General features: G+C 59.8%; 18 protein-coding genes and 1 pseudogene. 8 read left to right on the top strand and 11 right to left on the bottom strand.

Annotated features, from left to right (window positions below; genetic code table 11):
* Positions 1 to 138: 138 nt before the first annotated feature.
* The 6 genes and pseudogenes from ilvC to mrcB all read right to left on the bottom strand — a co-directional run bounded on the left by ilvC (position 139) and on the right by mrcB (position 7,256).
* The gene (gene ilvC, locus BLW22_RS24795; protein WP_003176099.1) at positions 139 to 1,155 is read right to left on the bottom strand and encodes a ketol-acid reductoisomerase; all 1,017 of its coding nucleotides are present in this window, start codon (positions 1,153 to 1,155) and stop codon (positions 139 to 141) included.
* Positions 1,156 to 1,202: 47 nt separating this feature from the next.
* Positions 1,203 to 1,694 carry an acetolactate synthase small subunit gene (ilvN, locus tag BLW22_RS24800; RefSeq protein ID WP_003176102.1) on the bottom strand — a complete coding sequence of 164 codons (492 nt, stop codon included), beginning with the start codon at positions 1,692 to 1,694 and terminating at the stop codon, positions 1,203 to 1,205.
* Positions 1,695 to 1,696: 2 nt separating this feature from the next.
* Positions 1,697 to 3,421 carry an acetolactate synthase 3 large subunit gene (locus BLW22_RS24805; RefSeq protein WP_065925350.1) on the bottom strand — a complete coding sequence of 575 codons (1,725 nt, stop codon included), beginning with the start codon at positions 3,419 to 3,421 and terminating at the stop codon, positions 1,697 to 1,699.
* A gap of 431 nt (positions 3,422 to 3,852) precedes the next feature.
* On the bottom strand, positions 3,853 to 4,182 hold the full coding sequence (locus BLW22_RS24810) for a YqcC family protein (RefSeq protein ID WP_065925290.1): 330 nt from the start codon (positions 4,180 to 4,182) through the stop codon (positions 3,853 to 3,855).
* Positions 4,182 to 4,915 (bottom strand): annotated as a pseudogene (locus BLW22_RS24815) (tetratricopeptide repeat protein). Before BLW22_RS24815 ends, BLW22_RS24810 begins: the two are co-directional and overlap by 1 nt.
* A 16-nt stretch (positions 4,916 to 4,931) precedes the next feature.
* On the bottom strand, positions 4,932 to 7,256 hold the full coding sequence (mrcB, locus tag BLW22_RS24820; RefSeq protein ID WP_074847619.1) for a penicillin-binding protein 1B: 2,325 nt from the start codon (positions 7,254 to 7,256) through the stop codon (positions 4,932 to 4,934).
* Positions 7,257 to 7,374: 118 nt separating this feature from the next.
* Between mrcB and BLW22_RS24825 the strand changes: the two genes are divergently transcribed.
* The 3 genes from BLW22_RS24825 (at position 7,375) to BLW22_RS24835 (ending at position 9,843) form a co-directional block, all read left to right on the top strand.
* Positions 7,375 to 8,931 carry a bifunctional aminoglycoside phosphotransferase/ATP-binding protein gene (locus tag BLW22_RS24825; protein ID WP_065947699.1) on the top strand — a complete coding sequence of 519 codons (1,557 nt, stop codon included), beginning with the start codon at positions 7,375 to 7,377 and terminating at the stop codon, positions 8,929 to 8,931.
* Between the two features lie 92 nt (positions 8,932 to 9,023).
* The gene (locus tag BLW22_RS24830) at positions 9,024 to 9,368 is read left to right on the top strand and encodes a pentapeptide repeat-containing protein (protein WP_065925294.1); all 345 of its coding nucleotides are present in this window, start codon (positions 9,024 to 9,026) and stop codon (positions 9,366 to 9,368) included.
* Positions 9,369 to 9,570: 202 nt separating this feature from the next.
* Positions 9,571 to 9,843, top strand: a complete 273-nt coding sequence (locus BLW22_RS24835) for a TfoX/Sxy family protein (protein WP_027605391.1) — start codon at positions 9,571 to 9,573, stop codon at positions 9,841 to 9,843.
* A 244-nt stretch (positions 9,844 to 10,087) separates the two neighbouring features.
* On the opposite strand, the gene BLW22_RS24840 is transcribed toward BLW22_RS24835, so the two are convergent.
* The 3 genes from BLW22_RS24840 to BLW22_RS24850 are packed head-to-tail and all read right to left on the bottom strand — an operon-like array spanning position 10,088 to position 12,767.
* A complete protein-coding gene (locus BLW22_RS24840; protein WP_065925295.1) occupies positions 10,088 to 10,855 on the bottom strand; it encodes a heme ABC transporter ATP-binding protein in 768 nt (255 codons plus the stop codon).
* The gene (locus BLW22_RS24845; protein ID WP_162844277.1) at positions 10,855 to 11,838 is read right to left on the bottom strand and encodes a FecCD family ABC transporter permease; all 984 of its coding nucleotides are present in this window, start codon (positions 11,836 to 11,838) and stop codon (positions 10,855 to 10,857) included. Before BLW22_RS24845 ends, BLW22_RS24840 begins: the two co-directional genes overlap by 1 nt.
* A gap of 50 nt (positions 11,839 to 11,888) precedes the next feature.
* Positions 11,889 to 12,767: a heme/hemin ABC transporter substrate-binding protein gene (locus BLW22_RS24850; RefSeq protein WP_074847621.1), complete on the bottom strand. Its 879-nt coding sequence runs from the start codon at positions 12,765 to 12,767 to the stop codon at positions 11,889 to 11,891.
* Between the two features lie 157 nt (positions 12,768 to 12,924).
* Between BLW22_RS24850 and BLW22_RS24855 the strand changes: the two genes are divergently transcribed.
* Positions 12,925 to 13,242: a Rieske (2Fe-2S) protein gene (locus BLW22_RS24855; RefSeq protein ID WP_065947696.1), complete on the top strand. Its 318-nt coding sequence runs from the start codon at positions 12,925 to 12,927 to the stop codon at positions 13,240 to 13,242.
* On the opposite strand, the gene sfsA is transcribed toward BLW22_RS24855, so the two are convergent.
* Together sfsA and BLW22_RS24865 are read right to left on the bottom strand one after the other, a co-directional pair.
* The gene (sfsA, locus tag BLW22_RS24860) at positions 13,239 to 13,949 is read right to left on the bottom strand and encodes a DNA/RNA nuclease SfsA (RefSeq protein ID WP_065925299.1); all 711 of its coding nucleotides are present in this window, start codon (positions 13,947 to 13,949) and stop codon (positions 13,239 to 13,241) included. The genes BLW22_RS24855 and sfsA overlap by 4 nt on opposite strands.
* Entirely contained in the window at positions 13,949 to 15,121 is a 1,173-nt protein-coding gene (locus tag BLW22_RS24865) for a pyridoxal phosphate-dependent aminotransferase (RefSeq protein WP_065947695.1), read from the bottom strand. Before BLW22_RS24865 ends, sfsA begins: the two co-directional genes overlap by 1 nt.
* A gap of 320 nt (positions 15,122 to 15,441) precedes the next feature.
* Between BLW22_RS24865 and dksA the strand changes: the two genes are divergently transcribed.
* The 4 genes from dksA to BLW22_RS24880 all read left to right on the top strand — a co-directional run bounded on the left by dksA (position 15,442) and on the right by BLW22_RS24880 (position 20,138).
* Complete coding sequence (dksA, locus tag BLW22_RS24870; RefSeq protein WP_005791430.1) at positions 15,442 to 15,876, top strand: RNA polymerase-binding protein DksA; 435 nt, start codon at positions 15,442 to 15,444, stop codon at positions 15,874 to 15,876.
* Positions 15,877 to 15,959: 83 nt separating this feature from the next.
* Entirely contained in the window at positions 15,960 to 16,847 is an 888-nt protein-coding gene (gluQRS, locus tag BLW22_RS24875; RefSeq protein WP_074847622.1) for a tRNA glutamyl-Q(34) synthetase GluQRS, read from the top strand.
* 176 nt (positions 16,848 to 17,023) lie between these two features.
* A complete protein-coding gene (locus BLW22_RS34680; RefSeq protein WP_003176118.1) occupies positions 17,024 to 17,200 on the top strand; it encodes a hypothetical protein in 177 nt (58 codons plus the stop codon).
* Positions 17,184 to 20,138, top strand: coding sequence for a sensor histidine kinase (locus tag BLW22_RS24880; protein WP_027605383.1), 2,955 nt, complete (start codon positions 17,184 to 17,186; stop codon positions 20,136 to 20,138). The genes BLW22_RS34680 and BLW22_RS24880 overlap by 17 nt, the downstream gene beginning before the upstream one ends.
* The last annotated feature ends 21 nt before the right edge of the window (positions 20,139 to 20,159 follow it).

Consider the following 20,159-nt stretch of genomic DNA (forward strand, 5'->3'; position numbering starts at 1 on the left):
ACCTTGCAACGGTGTGAAAAAAATTCGACCAATACTTGCGGCGAGTGTTCGCCCGCAAACGATGCAGCTTTATACCAGAACCCGCCCCTCAAACGAAAAAACGCGGCCTAAGCCGCGTTTTCTGTTGATACGTACGACTTAGTTTTTGGCTTTGTCGACGATCTTGTTGGCACCGATCCACGGCATCATGGAGCGCAGTTGCTCGCCGATGACTTCGATACCGTGAGCAGCGTTGTTACGACGCTTGGCGGTCATCGAAGGGTAGCCGGTAGCACCTTCGCTGATGAACATTTTGGCGTACTCGCCGTCCTGAATACGTTTCAGGGCGTTGCGCATAGCTTGGCGGGACTCGGCGTTGATCACTTCCGGGCCAGTCACGTACTCGCCGTATTCGGCGTTGTTGGAGATCGAGTAGTTCATGTTGGCGATACCGCCTTCGTACATGAGGTCAACGATCAGCTTCAGTTCGTGCAGGCATTCGAAGTAGGCCATTTCCGGCGCGTAGCCAGCTTCAACCAGGGTTTCGAAACCGGCTTTAACCAGCTCAACGGTACCGCCGCACAGAACGGCCTGCTCGCCGAACAGGTCGGTTTCGGTCTCGTCCTTGAAGGTGGTTTCGATGATGCCGGTACGACCGCCACCTACGCCGGCAGCGTAAGACAGCGCAACGTTCTTGGCATTGCCCGAAGCATCTTGGTAGATCGCGATCAGGTCAGGGATACCACCGCCTTTGACGAACTCGGAGCGTACGGTGTGGCCCGGTGCTTTCGGCGCAATCATGATCACGTCGAGGTCAGCGCGCGGTACAACCTGGTTGTAGTGGATCGCGAAGCCGTGGGAGAAGGCCAGGGTGGCGCCCTTTTTGATGTTCGGCTCGATTTCGTTCTTGTACAGCGCGGACTGGAACTCGTCCGGGGTCAGGATCATGACCAGGTCGGCTGCAGCAACGGCGGAAGCAACGTCAGTCACTTTCAGGCCATGAGCTTCGGCTTTGGCAACGGTGGCCGAGCCTTTACGCAGGCCAACAGTCACGTCAACGCCGGAGTCTTTCAGGTTGCAAGCTTGCGCGTGCCCCTGGGAGCCGTAGCCGATGATGGCGACTTTCTTGCCCTGGATGATCGACAGGTCACAATCTTTATCGTAATAAACTTTCATGAGGTTCCTCTATATATCCAGGCCGTAAGGCCATTCGCTAATTTGGGTTAGATGCTGAGTACTTTGTCGCCACGGGCAATCCCGGTGACACCACTGCGTACCGTTTCCAGAATCGAGGCCGTCCCGATCGACTGGATGAAGCTGTCCAGCTTGTCGCTCGTACCGGTCAGTTGAACGGTATAAACACTGGCGCTCACATCGACGATCTGCCCGCGATAAATATCGGTAGTGCGCTTGATCTCGGCACGTTGAGCACCCGTGGCCTTAACCTTAACCAGCATCAGCTCGCGCTCGATGTGGGCGCTTTCCGACAGGTCGACCAACTTGACCACTTCGATCAGCTTGTTGAGGTTCTTGGTGATCTGCTCGATCACCTCATCGTGGCCCACGGTGGTCAACGTCAGGCGCGACAGGGTCGGGTCTTCGGTCGGTGCCACGGTCAGGCTTTCGATGTTGTAGTTGCGTTGCGAAAACAGGCCGACAACACGAGACAGAGCGCCGGGTTCGTTCTCCAGAAGCAGGGAGATAATGTGCCGCATGATTAAGTACGCTCCGTCTTGTTCAGCCACATATCGCGCATGGAGCCGTCTTTGATCTGCATCGGGTAGACGTGCTCGCTGGTATCCACTTGAATATCGAGGAACACCAGGCGGTCCTTCATGGCGAACGCCTCTTCCATCTTCGGCTTCAGATCTTTCAGATCAGTGATGCGAATGCCGACGTGGCCATAGGCTTCAACCAACTTGATGAAATCCGGAAGCGATTCCATGTAGGAATGGGAGTGACGGCTACCGTAGCTCATGTCCTGCCACTGACGAACCATACCCAGCACACCGTTGTTCAAGCACACGATTTTCACCGGAAGACCGTACTGCAGGCACGTCGACAGTTCCTGGATGTTCATCTGAATGCTGCCTTCACCGGTGACGCAGGCGACGTCAGAGTCCGGGAAACTCAGTTTCACACCCATAGCTGCTGGGAAACCAAAGCCCATCGTGCCCAGGCCACCGGAGTTGATCCAGCGGTTAGGCTTGTCGAACTTGTAATACTGCGCGGCGAACATCTGGTGCTGGCCCACATCGGAGGTCACAAAGGCGTCGCCCTTGGTCACTTCGCAGAGGGTCTCGATCACGGTTTGTGGCTTGATGATGCTGCCGTCACCCTTGTCGTAAGGAAACAGGCCGCGGTCACCGCGCCATTCGTCGATCTGCTTCCACCAACTGGCAACGGATTCCTTGTTCGGCGTCTCACCGATGTCCTTGAGCGCAGCAACCATTTCGGTCAATACACTTTCAACAGGACCTACGATCGGCACGTCGGCCTTGATGGTCTTGGAGATGGACGCCGGGTCGATGTCGATATGGATGATCTTGGCATTCGGGCAGAACTTGCTCGCGCCATTGATCACGCGGTCATCGAAACGTGCGCCCACTGCCAGGATCACGTCGGCATGGTGCATGGTCAGGTTGGCGGTGTAGCTGCCGTGCATGCCCAGCATGCCCACGAACTGACGGTCCGTACCCGGGAATGCGCCGAGGCCCATCAGGGTGTTGGTGACCGGCAGGTTGAGCAGCTTGGCCAGTTCGGTCAGCGGTGCAGAACCGCCGCCCAGGATCACGCCACCACCCGAGTACAACACGGGACGCTTGGCCGCCAGGAGCATTTCTGCCGCCTTGCGGATTTGGCCCGAGTGCCCACGAACGGCCGGGCTATAGGAACGCAGCTTGGCTTTCTTCGGGAAAACGTATTCGAATTTTTCAGCCGGGTTGGTCATGTCTTTCGGGATATCGACCACGACAGGACCCGGGCGACCGGACTGCGCGAGGTAGAAGGCCTTTTTCATGACGTCCGGAATTTCCGAGGCATGCTTGATCATGAAGCTGTGTTTCACGATCGGCCGGGAGATACCGATCATGTCGGTTTCCTGGAACGCATCGGTCCCCACCATGGTGCTTGGCACCTGGCCGGAAATGATCACCATCGGGATGGAGTCCATATAAGCAGTCGCGATGCCAGTAATGGCATTGGTTGCGCCTGGACCGGACGTTACCAGTACCACACCGGCTTTACCGGTGGCACGGGCATAACCGTCAGCCATATGGGTCGCGGCCTGTTCGTGACGAACCAGGATGTGGGTAACAGCCGGTTCCTTGAACAGTGCGTCGTAAACATGCAGCAGAGCACCACCTGGGTACCCGTAGATATAGTCGACGCCTTCGTCACGCAAAAAGCGGACGAGCATCTCACCGCCAGATAAAAGCTCCACGTTGTTCACCTCTAAAACGCCAGAATACCGTCCGTTTAAAACCGACGGGTCTTAATAGGTTTACTTCTCAACAGAGCATGAGCGACGGTGGTCGCCGACTACGTCAGCACTGACTGAGCAAGTATTGGGATCGTCCCAAGTGTTGCGGGCTTTTCCCACCCAGCGCGAGGTAACGCGTTGCGGGTGTAACAGGTCGGCGCGGATGTGCGCCTCATGATCTGCTGAGCGGGCCTGCTTCTGGCAGTCCCGATACAGCGGACTTTGGATTCTTCTGTTTCAGGCCTCTCAAGTCAAGCAATAATTGCGCTTTTTTCCAACTAAGCGCATGAGAACGTAGAAGAAAGGGCTTTGAGGAGGGATAAAACTCGCCTGAATGTCGTCAAGCGGTAGAAATATGCGCAAGACTGCCGGAAAAACCGGCAGCCAGGCAATTAACGAGCGTCGACGATCAGTTGATCGAACTTTTTCAGCGCGTTACGTAAACCAAGACTCTCCTGAGGCCGATCGGCATAGACCATCTCGGCCATTTCGAGAATGCCTGACGCATTGGGCAACGGCAGGTCCTCTTCGAGAATCTGTTTCATGCGCACCAGGAAGATCCATTGCAACCACTGGTGGAAGTCCAGTGAGTCGACCGCAAACGGCTCGACGCTGCTGAGCGCCTCGGTGCTGGGGGACACTTCGTCCCACCAGCCCTGCACGCGCAATTCGCGCTCGATCAGCAATAACTGTTCGGCAATCGCTGGAAACCGAGCATCCATCAGAGGCTGACCTTGGCTTTTTGCCGAGCCTGGGCAGCGCCGGCGGCGTCACCTTGTGCGGCGCGCGCATCACCAATCAAAGCCCACAGACTGGCTTGCAGATCAGGACGACCGTTGGCCAGGGTCAGGCCACGACGGGCAAATTGCTCAGCCTGCGGCGCATCGCCTTGGGCCATGCGTACCTGGGCAAGGCGATACAACACTTGCGGTTCACGGGGCGCAACACGCTGGGCCCGCTCAAGGCTCGACGATGCACCATTCAAATCCCCCCCGCCTGCTGTTGCTGGGCAGTGGTCAGCAACGCCAGCACCGGGCCATCCAATTGCTCGTCGGCTGACAAACCGCCAGCGCTGGAGGACGATGGAATGCCGCTCGGCGTCGACGGCATGGTGTAGGTACCCTGGTTGATCGGCGCGGTCTGCATCGGCGCGGAATCGATCGGCCCGGAGGTGCTTGGCCCAGGCGTCCAAGGCTCGGCACTGATTGGCGCCGAGGTAGCTGCACCGCCGCCCGGCACCATCACGACCACACCCGAATCCTGCGGCACGGCCTGAGGCCTGGCCTGGGCCGGACGGTTGGTCACGGTTTGGCGGAAACCGCCATTGGCCGATATCCGGTCATTATTGGAGACAGCTGTACTCGAATCCACCACAGGAATAGAGCCGCGCTGCACGCTGGAGCAACCGCCGAGCAAAGCCAGAGCTGTAATAGCTGGAATCCACCACTTGTTCACTTGAAACCCTCTTTGCTTAATTCATCCAGCCCTTGACCCAATCCATCACCGATTCCGCATCTGCAGGGGCTCCGCCACCGCACGCAGCACCGGCTGGTGGTTCGCTGCCGCGAATATACGGCATCTGCACCGCGCCCGGACAGTTGGCATCGGAGCCCTGGCCGGTATGCGGATCAATCCAGGCCTGCACGATGTTATCCGGCTGCGGCATGTTCAGCGGCAGCGGGTCGGCCTTGCGCATGAAACTGGTCCAGACCTGCAATGCGCCAGTGGCGCCGGTGAATGGTGTCTTGCCATTGTCGTCACGGCCCAGCCACACCACGGCGAGCACATCCTGGCCGAAACCGGCGAACCAGCTGTCACGGGAGTCGTTACTGGTACCGGTCTTGCCCGCCAGTGTCAGGTTGGAAGGCAAGACTTTATAGACCGAGCTGCCGGTACCTTCACGCATCACACGCTGCATGGCGTTCTGGATCAGATAGATGGAGCCCGCATCGAAACGCTGCTGAATCTGGAAAGGATAGCGCTTGAGCGGCTCCCCCTCCGCCGTCAGTACACTGCGGATCCCGCGCATCGGGGTGTTGAAGCCACCGTTGGCGAGGGTCTGGTACATGGTCGCCACTTCAATCGGCGTCATGGCACCGGCACCCAGCAGAATCGACGGGAAAGCCGGGAATTCGCGGGTGATGCCCAGGCGCGCGAGTGTCTTGAGGACATTCGGCACGCCAACCTCCAAGCCGAGCCGGGACGTGGAAATGTTGTAGGAATGGGCCAAGCCCTGGTACAGGAACACCGTGCCGTGGGAGCGGCGATCAAAGTTCTGCGGCGTCCAGACCTGGCCGTCCCCTCCTTTGACCGACAGTGGATCATCCGACAGCCAGCTGGTGAGGGTGTATTTGCTCGGCTTTTCCAGCGCCGTCAGGTAGACCGCCGGCTTGACCAGCGAGCCGATCGGCCGCACGGCATCCAGTGCGCGGTTGAAACCGGCAAAGCTGGCCTGGCGGCTGCCGATCATGGCCTGGACTTCACCGGTTTCCGGGTTGGTCACCACCATGGCGGCTTCTACTTCGTCGGCGCCCTTACGGCCCGTCAGGCGCTTGAAGGTGTCGTTGACCGACGCTTCTGCCTTCATCTGCAGGATCGGGTCGAAACTGGTGAAGATCCGCAGGCCTTCTTCGGTCAAGTCTTCGTCGCGGTAGTCTTCACGCAACTGGCGCTTTACCAGATCGATAAAGCCTGGGAATGAACTGTCCGCCAACTTCCCGCGGGTTGTCACACCCAGTGGCATTTTCTTCGCCGCGGCCACTTGTTCCGCCGTGGCAACGCCTTGCTGTTCAAGCACATCGAGCACCAGGTTACGGCGCTCAAGCGCACGCTCCGGATTGCGACGCGGGTTGTAGTAGGAAGGCCCCTTGACCATGCCCACCAACAAGGCCACTTGATGCAGCTTCAACTCCGACAGCGGCTGACCGAAAAAGAACTGGCTGGCCAAACCGAAGCCGTGCACCGCGCGCTGACCATCCTGGCCGACGAATACCTCGTTGAGGTACGCCTCAAGGATCTCCTGCTTGCTGTAGTGCAGCTCGAGCAGCATCGCCATCATGGCTTCGGTGAGCTTACGGGTCAGGCTGCGCTCGTTGGTCAGGTAGAAGTTCTTCACCAACTGCTGGGTCAGCGTACTGCCGCCCTGGGTCATCCTGCCTCCGGATGTATTCACCCAGACAGCACGGGCAATCGACTTCGGCGAAACGCCCCAGTGACTATAAAAGTCGCGGTCCTCTACAGCCACCAACGTTTCCAGTAGATACGGCGGCACCTGATCAAGCTTGATCAGGATGCGATCTTCAAGGTTCTTCGGGTAAATCCCGCCGATCATCAGCGGTTCCAGGCGTACCACCGGCAACTTCGAACCGTTAAGGGAGGACAGTTCGGCCACGTAGTCGCCGGAGAAGCGCACGCGCACAGGCTGGGCTTTCTCCAGGCCTTCATAGAACTGAAAGCCGCGGGTATTGAGGTCGACGGTGTTGCCGCTGACCGCAGCCGCCCCCGGACCATTGCTCACGGGTTCGCGTCGATAGCCCAGGGCGTCGAGTTCGGTGAGGAAGTCATCCTTGCTCAGCTTCTGGCCGGTGAACAGTTCCAGCGGGCGTGCGTACACCTTGGCCGGGATAGTCCAGCGCTTGCCGGAGAACTTCTCCTGGACCACAGCGTCGAGGTAGACCGCAAAGCCAGCGAGCACCACAAGGCCTACCAGGCCGAGCTTGAGCGCCCAGCCAAGCCACGAGCGCAGGCCGCGGGAAGGAGGTTTTTTACGGGAACGGGGAGATCGGGTTCGAGTCATGGCGGCGGATTATACGCACTTTATTGATGATCAACATGAGCCGGACAGCGGTTTGCACGACCGCCCGTAGCAGCCATAATGCGCGCCATGATTTCCCCCCGACTCTGAAGGATCGCCCGTGAGCCAGTCACTGATCGCAGCCCTGCAAAACCCGGCTTTGTACCCTCATCCGGTTGAAGCGTTCCAAGTCATCGAAACGCATATTTCATGGGTCATCTTGACCGGCCCCTACGCTTATAAATTGAAAAAACCGATGAACTTCGGGTTCCTGGACTTCACCGACCTGGAGAAACGCGGGCACTTCTGCAACGAAGAGCTGCGCCTCAACCAACGCCTGACAACGGATCTGTATCTGGAAGTGTTGCCGATTACCGGCACTGCCGAAGCCCCACAATTGGGTGGCGACGGCCCGGTGATCGAATATGCCCTGAAGATGCGTCAGTTCCCGCAAAGCCAACTGCTCAGCACCCTGCAAGCCAATGGCGAATTGACCGCCACGCACATCGATGAAATGGCCAGGCAGATCGCACGCTTTCACCTCGCCGCACCAAAAGTGCCGCAGGACCACGCGGCCGGCACCCCCGATGAAGTGATGGCGCCGGTACGGCAGAACTTCGACCAGATCCGCCCATTCCTCAGCGACAAGGCCGACCTGATTCAACTGGAAGCCCTGCAAGCCTGGGCCGAAAGCAGCTTCGAGCGCCTGAAACCGCTGCTGGCACAGCGCAAGCTCGACGGTTTCACCCGCGAGTGCCACGGTGACATCCACCTCGGCAACGCCACCTTGATTGACGGCAACGTGGTGATCTTCGACTGCATCGAGTTCAACGAGCCGTTTCGCTTCACCGATGTGTACGCCGACACCGCTTTCCTGGCCATGGACCTGGAAGACCGCGGCCTCAAGTCCCTGGCGCGGCGCTTTATCAGCCAGTACCTGGAACTGACCGGTGACTATCAGGGCCTTGAAGTGCTGAACTTCTACAAAGCCTACCGCGCCCTGGTACGTGCCAAGGTGGCGCTGTTCAGCATGCCGAGCGAGGCAAGCCCGGTGCAGCGCGCCACGACCCTGCGCCAATACCGCAACTACGCCAACCTGGCAGAAAGCTACAGCACCATTCCATCGCGCTTCCTGGCAATTACCCATGGCGTCTCGGCAGTGGGCAAAAGCCACGTGGCCATGCGCCTGGTGGAAGCATTGGGCGCTGTACGCCTGCGCTCGGACGTGGAGCGCAAGCGCATGTTCGGCGAGCAGCAGGTGGAAAACACGCCCCAGGCCGGCATCTATGCATCCGACGCCAGCGCCAGGACCTACGCTCGCTTGAATGACATCGCGGATACCGTGCTGCGCGCCGGCTTCCCGGTAGTAGTGGATGCCACCTTCCTCAAACGCGAACAACGCGACGCCGCAGCCAAGGTGGCCGAAGCCACGGGGGCGCCGTTCCTGATCCTGGACTGCAACGCGCCACAGGCGGTTATCACCAGTTGGTTGGCGCAACGTCAGGCCGACAAAAACGATCCATCCGACGCGACCCTGAGCGTTATCGAAGAACAACAGGCCAACCGTGACCCACTGACCGCCGAAGAACTGTTGCTGAGTAAACGCGTCGAGACCAACCAAAGTGGAACCCTCGATGCGTTGGTCGCACAAATTCGCCAGCGCCTGCCAGGCCTGTAAGAAAAATTTCTTGGGCGTGTCGTCTACTTGGACGCACGCCCAAGAAATAGTGGCACTATAATGGCGTCATAAATCCAACAGGAGTCGTTTTCATGAGTCAGCCCAAGCTTCTAGATACACCGCTCTACGCACTCCTGCATAAAGACGATATTCGTGGCTTCAATCAGGCACGCCCGGCAGGCGGCATTATCGACATGCGCGGCGGCGACTTCCGTGGGCTGGACTTGCGCGACCTGAACGCCACCGGCGTGGACTTCACCGACGCGTATTTCCGCTCCGCCGACTTGCGCGGCCTGGATTTGCGCGACTGCTCAATGGAAGGCGCCAGCCTGGCCCATGCGCAGATTTCGGGCACCTACTTCCCGCCTGAATTGACTGCCGATGAGATCCTCATGTCGGTCAATTTCGGCACTCGCCTGCGCTACCGCACCAAGTAACATTCGATCCAAGCCCGACTACGCGCAACGCGTAGCGGGTGCTTCACGCCTGCCCAGCGTCAAAATCCCCGCGCCATTCTTATAAGCTTTTTGGCCGTTTCGGACCAAAGAACTACGCTTTTCCTACTGAGCGCTACACTGCTGTTCAGGCCTGCCTGGTCACGATACCCACCGCACCATTCGGCCGTCGCAAGGAGGCTTGATGAACGATGAGCTGCAACACCTGAAAAACCTTGGCAAGACGTCAGCGCAGTGGCTGCATGCGGTGGGCATCCACAGTGCATCCGACTTGCGTCGCCTGGGAGCGGTCGATGCGTATCGAGCCGTCAGGACTCGCGGGTTTCGCGCATCAAAAGTGTTGCTCTATGCGATCGAAGGGGCCCTGATGGACGTGCACTGGAATGACATTCCGGTCGAGCGTAAGGAGGCGTTGAACCGCCAGCTGGATGCCATTTCAGCGCGTCAGAAGAGCTAGGTCGTCGGCAAGGCCCAATGTTTACGCGCACTTCGAACGGACGTTTGAGGAAAACCGCAGATCCTTCAAAAACAACTGTTGACTCTCAAATGAGAATCGTTATGATTATCACAACTGGTCGCGAGATCAGCCGATAACTGAAAGACCATTGGTTCGGACTCTCAGATTATCTCCTCATCAGGCTAATCACGGTTATTTGACCCGGCTTTTGCCGGGTCTTTTTTTGCCTGTGAAAAAGCACGCCTCAGCGAGCAATGATTAACGGATGCCCACGCTCCGGGTGCGGCTGAACCAATACTTCCAAACCAAACACGGCCTTAAGCGGCTCGGGCCGCAGCACCTGCGCCGGTGTATCCAAGGCGTGGGGACGGCCCTGCTCCAGCAGCAAAATGCGATCACAGTAGCGCGCAGCCAGGTTCAGGTCATGGAGGATCACCAGCACCGCTGCACCACGATCGGCAAAGCGGCGGATCGCTTGCAGGGTCGTGTGCTGATGCAGGGGGTCCAGCATCGATGTCGGCTCATCCAGCAGCAATGTCTGCCCCGACTCACCTGGCCATAGTTGCGCCAGCACCCGCGCGAAGTGCACACGTTGACGCTCGCCGCCAGACAGCGCCAAGTAACTGCGACCTTTCAAGTGTGCGACGTCTGCCGCCAGCAAGGCTGCGTGGATAATTTCATCATCGCGCACACGCCCCGCCTGGTGGGGCAAACGGCCCATGCCGACCACCTCTTCGACACGGAACGCGAAGTCCAGGGTCGAGGTTTGTGGCAACACCGCCAGCCGCTGCGCGCGCTGCGGTCCGCTCCAGTCTTTCAACGCCTGCTGCCCCAACCACACCTCGCCCTGATCCGGATGCAACTCACCGCACAACGCCCCCAGCAACGTACTCTTACCCGCGCCATTGGGACCCAGCACACCGATCACTTCACCCGGCAGCAACTCCAGAGTGACGTCCGCCAGCACGACCTTGTGGCCACGCCGGATCTGCAGGTCTTCAACACGCAGCATCAGGCACGCCCCCGTAACAACAGGTAAAGAAAAAACGGCGCGCCAATAAACGCAGTCACGATACCAATCGGCAATTCAGCCGGTGCCAAGGCCAGTCGCGCAACCAAGTCGGCAAACAGCAACAAACTCGCGCCCGCCAATATCGACGCCGGCAGCAGCACGCGGTGATCAGGCCCGGCCAGCAACCTGACCAGATGCGGCACCACCAGCCCGACAAAACCAATCATGCCCGCCGCAGCCACCGCAGCACCTACACCTAATGCGGTACAGAACACCAACTCGCGCTTGAGCCCTTCAACATCAATTCCCAGGTGATTGGCTTCGGATTCACCGAGCAACAGCGCATTCAATGCCTTGGCCCGGCGCGGCAACCAGAGCGCCACACCGGCACTGACCAGCAATAAGGGCCATAACCGCGAATAGCTCGCGCCGTTGAGGCTGCCAAGGTTCCAGAACGTCAGGGTACGCAGGGTGGCGTCGTCCGCCAGGTAGGTGAACAGGCCCACCGCCGAGCTTGCCAGTGCAGTGAGGGCAATGCCGGCAAGCAGCATCGTCGCCACATTGGTCTGACCGTTACGACGCCCCAGTCGATAAACCAGCGCGGTCACGCCCAGCCCGCCTAGAAACGCGCACAGCGACAGCACATAAGGCCCGAATGCCTCCGGTAACCCACCAAAAAATGCACCGCCGACAATGGCGATTGCCGCCCCCAGTGCCGCCCCGCTGGAAACCCCGACCAACCCCGGATCGGCCAGCGGGTTACGAAACAACCCTTGCATGGCCACGCCGGACAATGCCAATACGCCGCCAACCGCCAAACCGAGCAACGTACGCGGCAAACGAATCTGCCCCAGGATCAACTCAGCCTGCTCCAGGCCGTGCGCCTCTATCGGCACGCCCATCAAGCGCAATGCCGCCTTGAGCGTATCCAGCAACGGTAAGCTTACCGGGCCCAACGCCAACGAGAGCCAGGTCGCCAACAGGCATAACAGCGCCAGGCCGATGAACAGCGTTTTCGGCTTAACCAGCGTGGTCATGGGGCAGGTTTAGCCTGTGATGGGTAAAAACCGGCCGAGAGTTTCACCAGACTTTGCGGCAGGCGCGGTCCAAGCCCACCCACCAGCAAGGTCGGGTCCAGCTCGAACACGCGGCCACGCTTGGCCGCCGGCGTCGAAGCCAGGATCGGATTCTCCTTGAACAACGCCGCGCGCGCCGCGTCCCCCGTAAGAGCGCGGTCGGCAAACACCAGCACATCCGGGCTCAACCCTGCCAACGACTCCGCCGAAAACGGCTTGTAACCGCTGTGGGTAGCCAGGTTATGCCCGCCGGCCTGCTGCACCACCCAATCGCCCGCCGTGTCCTTACCGGCAATCAACGGCTTGCCGCCAGCATGACCGATCAGCAGCAACACGCCCGGTGCCTTCTGCGCGGCCTGAGCCTTGGCGACCCAGCTTTTCTGGTGATCAAGGGCCCGTTCATATCCGGTAAACAATGCACTGGCCTTAGCCTCATCTCCCAGCAACTTACCCAAGTGCTGAAGATTACCCCTCAAGGTCGGCAAATCCGGCTGCGCCGAAAACATCTCGACCTGGACACCTGCACTGCGAATCTGCGCCAGCACCGGCGGCGGCCCCATCTCTTCAGTCCCCACCAGCACCTGTGGGCGAAGGCTGAGAATGCCTTCGGCCGACAATTGCCGCTGATAGCCGATACTTGGCAACGCCTTGAGCGATTCAGGATGCTGGCTGGTGGTATCCACACCCACCAACTTCGGCTCACCGCCCAACGCCGTGACCCATTCCGACAGCGCCCCACCGGCACTCACCCAGCGTTGTGGCAGTTCAGAGGCTTGCGCCCCATGGTTGACCAGCAGTCCGACAACAAGCGCAATAGCGCTGGCACTCAGGCGCATAACAGGGTTTCCTTCCAAAGGGCAGGGCCTTTCGAGCACTCATCGATGTGACAGATAACCCCTGCCGGACATCGAACTGAGCACCCAGTCAGCTAACGGGCGAAGCCGGCATTTGATAATTGTTTGCATTTGAACGTCAAGGCACTTAAGGATTGAAATGAAGTTTCTCTGCCCCTCGGACATGCTCGCGCCCAACAGCAGCCTCGGTTTTACGATGGATGGCACGCCGCTGCTGGCGGTACGCCGGGACGGCATCGCCTACTTCTATATCAACCGCTGCCCACATCGCGGCATTCCACTGGAGTGGCAACCCGACCGGTTCCTAGACGACAGCGCCAGCCTGATCCAGTGCGCTACCCATGGCGCGCTGTTCCTGATCGAAAGCGGCGAGTGCATTGCCGGCCCATGCGCAGGTACAAGCCTCAAGGCCCTGCGCGGTCGCGAAGACGCGCAGGGCCTGTGGGTGGATCTCTAGTCGAGCAGCACGTCTAAACGACGGTCCACGCAAATCTCCTCGGACGTCACGCGCACCCCATACGCCAACACTTCCACCCCGGCAGCTTTAGCCTCGCGCAAGGCCGCACCGTAGGCAGCATCGATTTCCAGCGCCGGGCGCACCGCGTCAATCCCCGAGAGGTTGACGCAATACAACTGCACCGCCCGCACACCTTCACGCGCCAGATGCGCCAGTTCCCGCAGGTGCTTGGCGCCACGCTGGGTCACCGCATCGGGGAAAGCGGCAACCCTGGTGCCATCAAACCCCAGCGTGACACTTTTGACTTCCACATACGCCGCGCCGTCGGGATATTCGAGACGAAAGTCGATGCGGCTTTTCTCCTGGCCGTAAGGCACTTCCCGCTTCAACGCGGTGAAACCGTTGAGTTCAGTGATCACGCCAGCGCGCAACGCCTCCTCGACCAACGGATTGGCGCGTGCCGTGTTAACGCACGCCAAGCGGCCCTGGGGCGTTTCGGCAATTTCCCAGGTGCCGGGCAACTTGCGCTTGGGGTCATTGGAGCGACTGAACCAGACCTGCCCGCCTTCCACCATGCAATTGAGCATCGAACCGGTATTTGGGCAGTGAATAGTCAACAACTCGCCGGTAACGGTTTCGATATCGGTGAGAAAGCGCTTATAGCGGCGAATCAGCCGGCCTTCTTCGAGGGGAGGATAAAAACGCATCAGCCTTGCCAGCTCCGCAGGCCACGCTGGATTCGTTCCACCGCCTCCTGTAGTCGATCAAGGTTTTGCGTGTAGGCAAAGCGCACATGATGGCCCGCTTGATAGCGGCCAAAATCCAGACCGGGGGTAAAGGCGACATGCTCGGTTTCTAGGAAATGACGACAAAATGCGAAGGCATCTGTGCCGAACGCACTGATATCGGCATACAAATAGAACGCACCTTCCGGCTCTACGGCAATCCCGAAGCCCAACTCGCGCAAGGCGGGCAGCAGGAAATCGCGACGCCGGCCAAATTCGGCACGGCGCTCCTCCAAAATGCTCAGGGTCTGCGGGGTAAAACAGGCGAGCGCCGCATGTTGGGCCATGCTGGGCGCGCTGATATAAAGATTTTGCGCCAGTTTTTCCAGGTCGCCGACCGCAGCCGGCGGCGCCACCAGCCAGCCCAGGCGCCAACCGGTCATGCCGAAATACTTCGAAAAACTATTCAGGACGAAGGCCTCATCGTCGACCTCCAGCACGCTGGCGGCGTCAGTGCCGTAGGTCAGGCCGTGATAGATCTCATCCACCACCAGATGGCCGTTACGCGCCCTGATTGCGTCGGAAAGCCCGGCTAATTCATCACGCGTGAGGATCGTGCCGGTGGGATTCGCCGGGGAGGCAACCAACGCGCCCACGCTGTCCTGATCCCAGTGTTTGGCCACCAGGTCAGCGGTCAGTTGATAACGCACGTCAGGGCCTACCGGCACCAGTTGCGCGGCACCTTCCACCAGGCGCAGGAAGTGCCGGTTACACGGGTAACCCGGGTCTGCCAGCAGCCAATGCTTGCCGGGGTCCACCAACAGACTGCTGGCCAGCAACAGTGCGCCGGAGCCCCCTGGGGTGATCAGGATGCGCTCGGGATCGACGTTCAATCCGTAGCGCTGCTGGTAGAAACCGCTGATGGCTTCACGCAATTCCGGCAGGCCACGGGCCGCGGTATAGCGGGTCTTGCCATTGGCCAACGCCGCCTGACCCGCCTTGATGATCGGCTCAGCCGTGGTGAAATCCGGCTCGCCGATCTCCAAGTGGATCACATCATGGCCTGCCGCTTGCAACTCATTGGCTCGCGCCAGCAACGCCATGACATGAAAAGGTTCGATGGCGCGACTGCGCGCACTGTAGGGCTGAGCCATTAGCCTTCCTTAACGGTGAGGACAAAATCAGGATTCTACCGAACCCTCGCGGTAAAACATGCTCTATTGCCTGCCTGGCCGTCCAAGATGAACCCGGCAAGCGCTTGCAAAACGACTAAAATCAACATTCGAGACGATGTATACCCAGCCACAGCGGGCTGCTGCAGTTGGCAACCCCTGCGTGACGGGCGTCGACAACCGGGAGTGGCGCACCCTGAATCTATCTGGTAAGTTCGCCCGCTTGCAGCCGCAGGGCCGGCAGGTGTCGGTGACGTTGCAATCCTGCGCAATGGATTAGAAGAGTGAGAGGCGGTCTATTCATGTCCACCCAAGCAAAGCAACAGAGCATCAGCGGCTTCCAACCCTACGTTGAATCGAAGGGTGAGGAATACATGGGCAAGCCCATGCGCGAGCACTTCTCCAAAATCCTGAAGCAGTGGAAGCAGGACTTGATGCAGGAAGTCGACCGCACGGTTGACCATATGAAGGATGAAGCGGCCAACTTCCCGGACCCGGCAGACCGTGCCAGCCAGGAAGAAGAGTTCGCCCTAGAACTGCGCGCCCGTGATCGCGAGCGCAAGCTGATCAAGAAAATCGACAAGACGTTGCAACTGATCGAAGACGAAGAATACGGCTGGTGCGAATCCTGCGGTGTCGAGATCGGTATCCGTCGCCTGGAAGCCCGTCCTACTGCGGACCTCTGCGTAGATTGCAAGACCTTGGCTGAAATCAAGGAAAAACAGGTCGGCAAGTGATCCAGCCGAGCTGAACGAATGGGGCGTGCGAACGCCCCATTTTTGTTTCTGGGATTTACCGATTTTCCAGTAGTATCCGGCCCATGACTGCCTCTACCTATATCGGGCGTTTCGCCCCCACGCCCAGCGGCCATTTGCACTTCGGTTCCCTGGTCGCCGCCCTCGCCTCCTACCTCGATGCCCGCGCCAATCAAGGCCGCTGGCTGATGCGCATGGAAGACCTCGACCCTCCCCGCGAAGAGCCCGGCGCCCAGGCGGCAATCCTGCATGCCCTGGAGAGCTACGGCTTTGAGTGGGATGGCGAACTGGTCCGACAAAGCGAGCGGCATGACGCCTACGCCAAGGTACTGAACGATATGTTCAACCACGGCCTGGCCTACGCCTGTACCTGTTCACGTAAACAATTGGAGCCCTACGACGGGATTTACCCAGGCCTGTGCCGAAATGCCGGTCACGACCAGCAGGACGCCGCCATCCGCCTGCGTGTTCCCGAGTTGGAGTACCACTTTACTGACCGCGTACAAGGAGAATTCCGACAACACCTGGGCCGTGACGTCGGCGACTTCGTCATCCGTCGCCGCGATGGCCTCTACGCCTATCAACTGGCCGTGGTGCTCGACGATGCCTGGCAAGGGGTTACCGATATCGTGCGCGGCGCCGATCTGCTCGACTCCACGCCACGCCAACTGTACCTGCAGGAGTTGCTGGGCCTGCGCCAGCCGCGCTATCTGCACGTACCGTTGATCGTCCAGCCGGACGGTAACAAGCTGGGCAAATCCTATCGTTCCCCGCCGCTGAATCCCGACCAGGCCACGCCGCTGCTATTGAGAGCCCTGCGCGCCCTTGGCCAGCAGCCTGGCGACGAACTGCTTCATGCCAGCCCACGGGAGTTGCTGGATTGGGGCATTGTGCACTGGGATGCCAGCAGGATCCCACGCACACTGACCCTGGCCGAAGCGCAATTACGCTGAAGGCGCTTGCAGCCTGCCAGCCATCCGTTACCATCGCGTAGGAGCGAGCTTGCTCGCGAAAAACTCCCAGGCAACACGTTTATCCAGGATGTACGCGTTTAGGTTAGCGCCCTTCGCGAGCAAGCTCGCTCCTACAGAAAACCGTTGCATTACCGCACTCTCAATCAAAGGCCAACATGTACATCTATCGATTGGTCCTGCTGCTGGTCGTCGGGATCTACCTGTTTTCCCCCGCCATCATGGATTGGTGGATCGACGCCACGGGCGCCTGGTATCGCCCCTATCTGCTGTGGCTGATCCTGATCGTCGTGACCTTCATCCTGCAGAGCCAAAAAGATGCCGATGAGCTTTAGCCTCACTCAGATGCTGCTGATCAGCGCCGCCTACCTGGCCGCGTTGTTTGGCGTCGCCTGGATCAGTGAGCGCGGAATGATTCCGCGGGCGATCATTCGCCATCCGTTGACCTACACCTTGTCCCTCGGCGTGTACGCCAGCGCCTGGGCGTTCTATGGCACCGTCGGCCTGGCCTATCAATACGGCTACGGCTTTCTCTCCAGCTACCTGGGGGTGTCAGGTGCATTCCTACTGGCACCGGTGCTGCTGTACCCGATCCTGAAAATTACTCGCACCTATCAGCTGTCGTCCCTGGCCGACCTGTTCGCCTTCCGCTTCCGCAGCACGTGGGCCGGGGCATTGACCACGGTATTCATGCTGATCGGCGTGCTGCCCTTGCTGGCCCTGCAGATCCAGGCGGTGGCCGACTCCATCAGCATCCTGACCCGCGAGCCGGTGCAACACCGGGTCGCCCTGGCGTTCTGTGCGCTGATCAGCCTGTTTACGATTTTCTTCGGCTCACGCCACATCGCCACCCGCGAGAAACACGAAGGGCTGGTATTTGCGATTGCGTTCGAATCGGTGATCAAGCTGATCGCCATCGGCGGCGTCGGCCTCTACGCGCTCTATGGCGTGTTCGACGGCCCGCAACAGCTGGAGCTGTGGCTGCTGCAAAACCAGACCGCCCTCGCCGCCCTGCACACGCCGCTGCAGGAAGGCCCATGGCGCACGCTGTTGCTGGTGTTCTTCGCCTCGGCGATCGTAATGCCGCACATGTACCACATGACCTTCACCGAGAACCTCAACCCGCGCTCGCTGGTCAGCGCCAGCTGGGGCTTGCCGCTGTTCCTGCTGTTGATGAGCCTTGCGGTGCCGCTGATCCTCTGGGCCGGCCTGAAACTGGGGGCTACCACCAACCCCGAGTATTTCACCCTGGGTATCGGTATCGCCGCCAATAGCCCGGCGTTGGCGCTGCTAGCGTATGTCGGAGGTTTGTCTGCTGCCAGCGGGCTGATTATCGTCACGACGCTGGCTCTATCGGGCATGGCCCTCAATCACCTGGTGCTGCCGCTGTACCAGCCGCCCGCCGAAGGCAATATCTACCGCTGGCTGAAATGGACGCGCCGCGCACTCATCGTCGCGATCATCATGGCCGGCTACGGGTTCTACCTGTTGCTCGGCGCCGGGCAAGACCTGGCCAACCTGGGCATTGTCGCGTTTGTCGCCACCTTGCAGTTTCTGCCGGGGGTGCTATCGGTGCTGTACTGGCCGACCGCCAATCGCCGTGGGTTTATCGCCGGGCTGCTGGCCGGGATCCTGGTATGGATCGTCACCATGCTGCTGCCGTTGGTCGGCAACCTGCAGGGTTTCTACATTCCGCTGCTGAACATGATCTACGTGCTGGACGACACCAGCTGGCACATGGCGGCGATTGCCTCGCTGGCCGCCAACGTACTGATGTTCACCCTGATCTCACTGTTCACCAATGCCAGCCCGGAAGAGACCAGCGCCGCCGAGGCGTGCGCGGTGGATAACGTGCGTCGCCCGCAACGCCGCGAACTGCACGCAGCCTCGCCCCAGGAATTCGCCACGCAACTGGCCAAGCCCCTCGGCGCCAAGGCGGCTCAGAAGGAAGTCGAGCAGGCGCTGCGCGATCTGTACCTGCCCTTTGACGAACGCCGCCCGTATGCGCTGCGTCGCCTGCGCGACCGCATCGAAGCCAACCTGTCCGGCCTGATGGGCCCCAGCGTGTCCCAGGACATGGTGGAAACCTTCCTGCCCTACAAGGCCGGCGGCGAAAACTACGTCACCGAAGACATCCATTTCATCGAGAGCCGGCTGGAGGATTACCACTCGCGCCTCACCGGCCTGGCTGCCGAACTCGACGCCTTGCGCCGTTACCATCGCCAGACCCTGCAGGAACTGCCGATGGGCGTGTGTTCCCTAGCCAAGGATCAAGAGATCCTGATGTGGAACAAGGCCATGGAAGAACTCACCGGCATCGCCGCGCAACGGGTGGTGGGCTCGCGCCTGAATACCCTGGGCGATCCATGGAAAGAACTGCTCCAGGGCTTTATCAACCTGCCCGACGAGCACTTGCACAAACAGCACCTGGCCCTCGACGGCCAGACCCGCTGGCTCAACCTGCACAAAGCCGCGATCGATGAACCGTTGGCCCCCGGTAACAGCGGCCTGGTTCTGCTGGTCGAAGACCTGACTGAAACCCAGATGCTCGAGGACAAGCTGGTGCACTCCGAGCGCCTGGCCAGCATTGGTCGCCTGGCAGCGGGCGTGGCCCACGAAATCGGCAACCCGATCACCGGTATCGCCTGCCTCGCGCAAAACCTGCGGGAAGAGCGTGAGGAAGACGGCGAAATCATCGAAATCAGCGGCCAGATCCTCGAACAGACCAAACGCGTCTCGCGCATCGTGCAGTCGCTGATGAGCTTTGCCCATGCCGGCGGCCATCAGAATCTGGATGAGGCCGTATGCCTGGCCGAAGTGGCCCAGGATGCCATTGGGCTGCTCGCCTTGAACCGGCGCAATTTCGAAGTACAGTTCTTCAACTTGTGCGACCCCGACCATTGGGTCGACGGCGACTCACAACGCCTGGCCCAAGTGCTGATCAACCTGCTGTCCAACGCCCGTGACGCAACCCCGGCCGGTGGTGCGGTACGCGTCAAGACCGAGGCTTTCGAACATACCGTCGATCTGATCGTCGAAGATGAAGGCAGCGGTATTCCACAGAACATCATGGACCGATTGTTCGAACCCTTCTTCACCACCAAGGACCCGGGTGAAGGTACCGGTCTGGGCCTTGCACTGGTCTATTCCATCGTTGAAGAGCATTATGGACAAATCACCATCGACAGCCCGGCTGACACCGAAAGCCAACGCGGCACCCGTATTCGGGTGACCTTGCCGCGTCATGTCGAAGCGACGTCCGCTGTGAACTGAGACCGTCGAGAGAATTGAATC

It is taken from the genome of Pseudomonas marginalis, from assembly GCF_900105325.1.
GTDB classification, from domain to species: domain Bacteria; phylum Pseudomonadota; class Gammaproteobacteria; order Pseudomonadales; family Pseudomonadaceae; genus Aquipseudomonas; species Aquipseudomonas marginalis.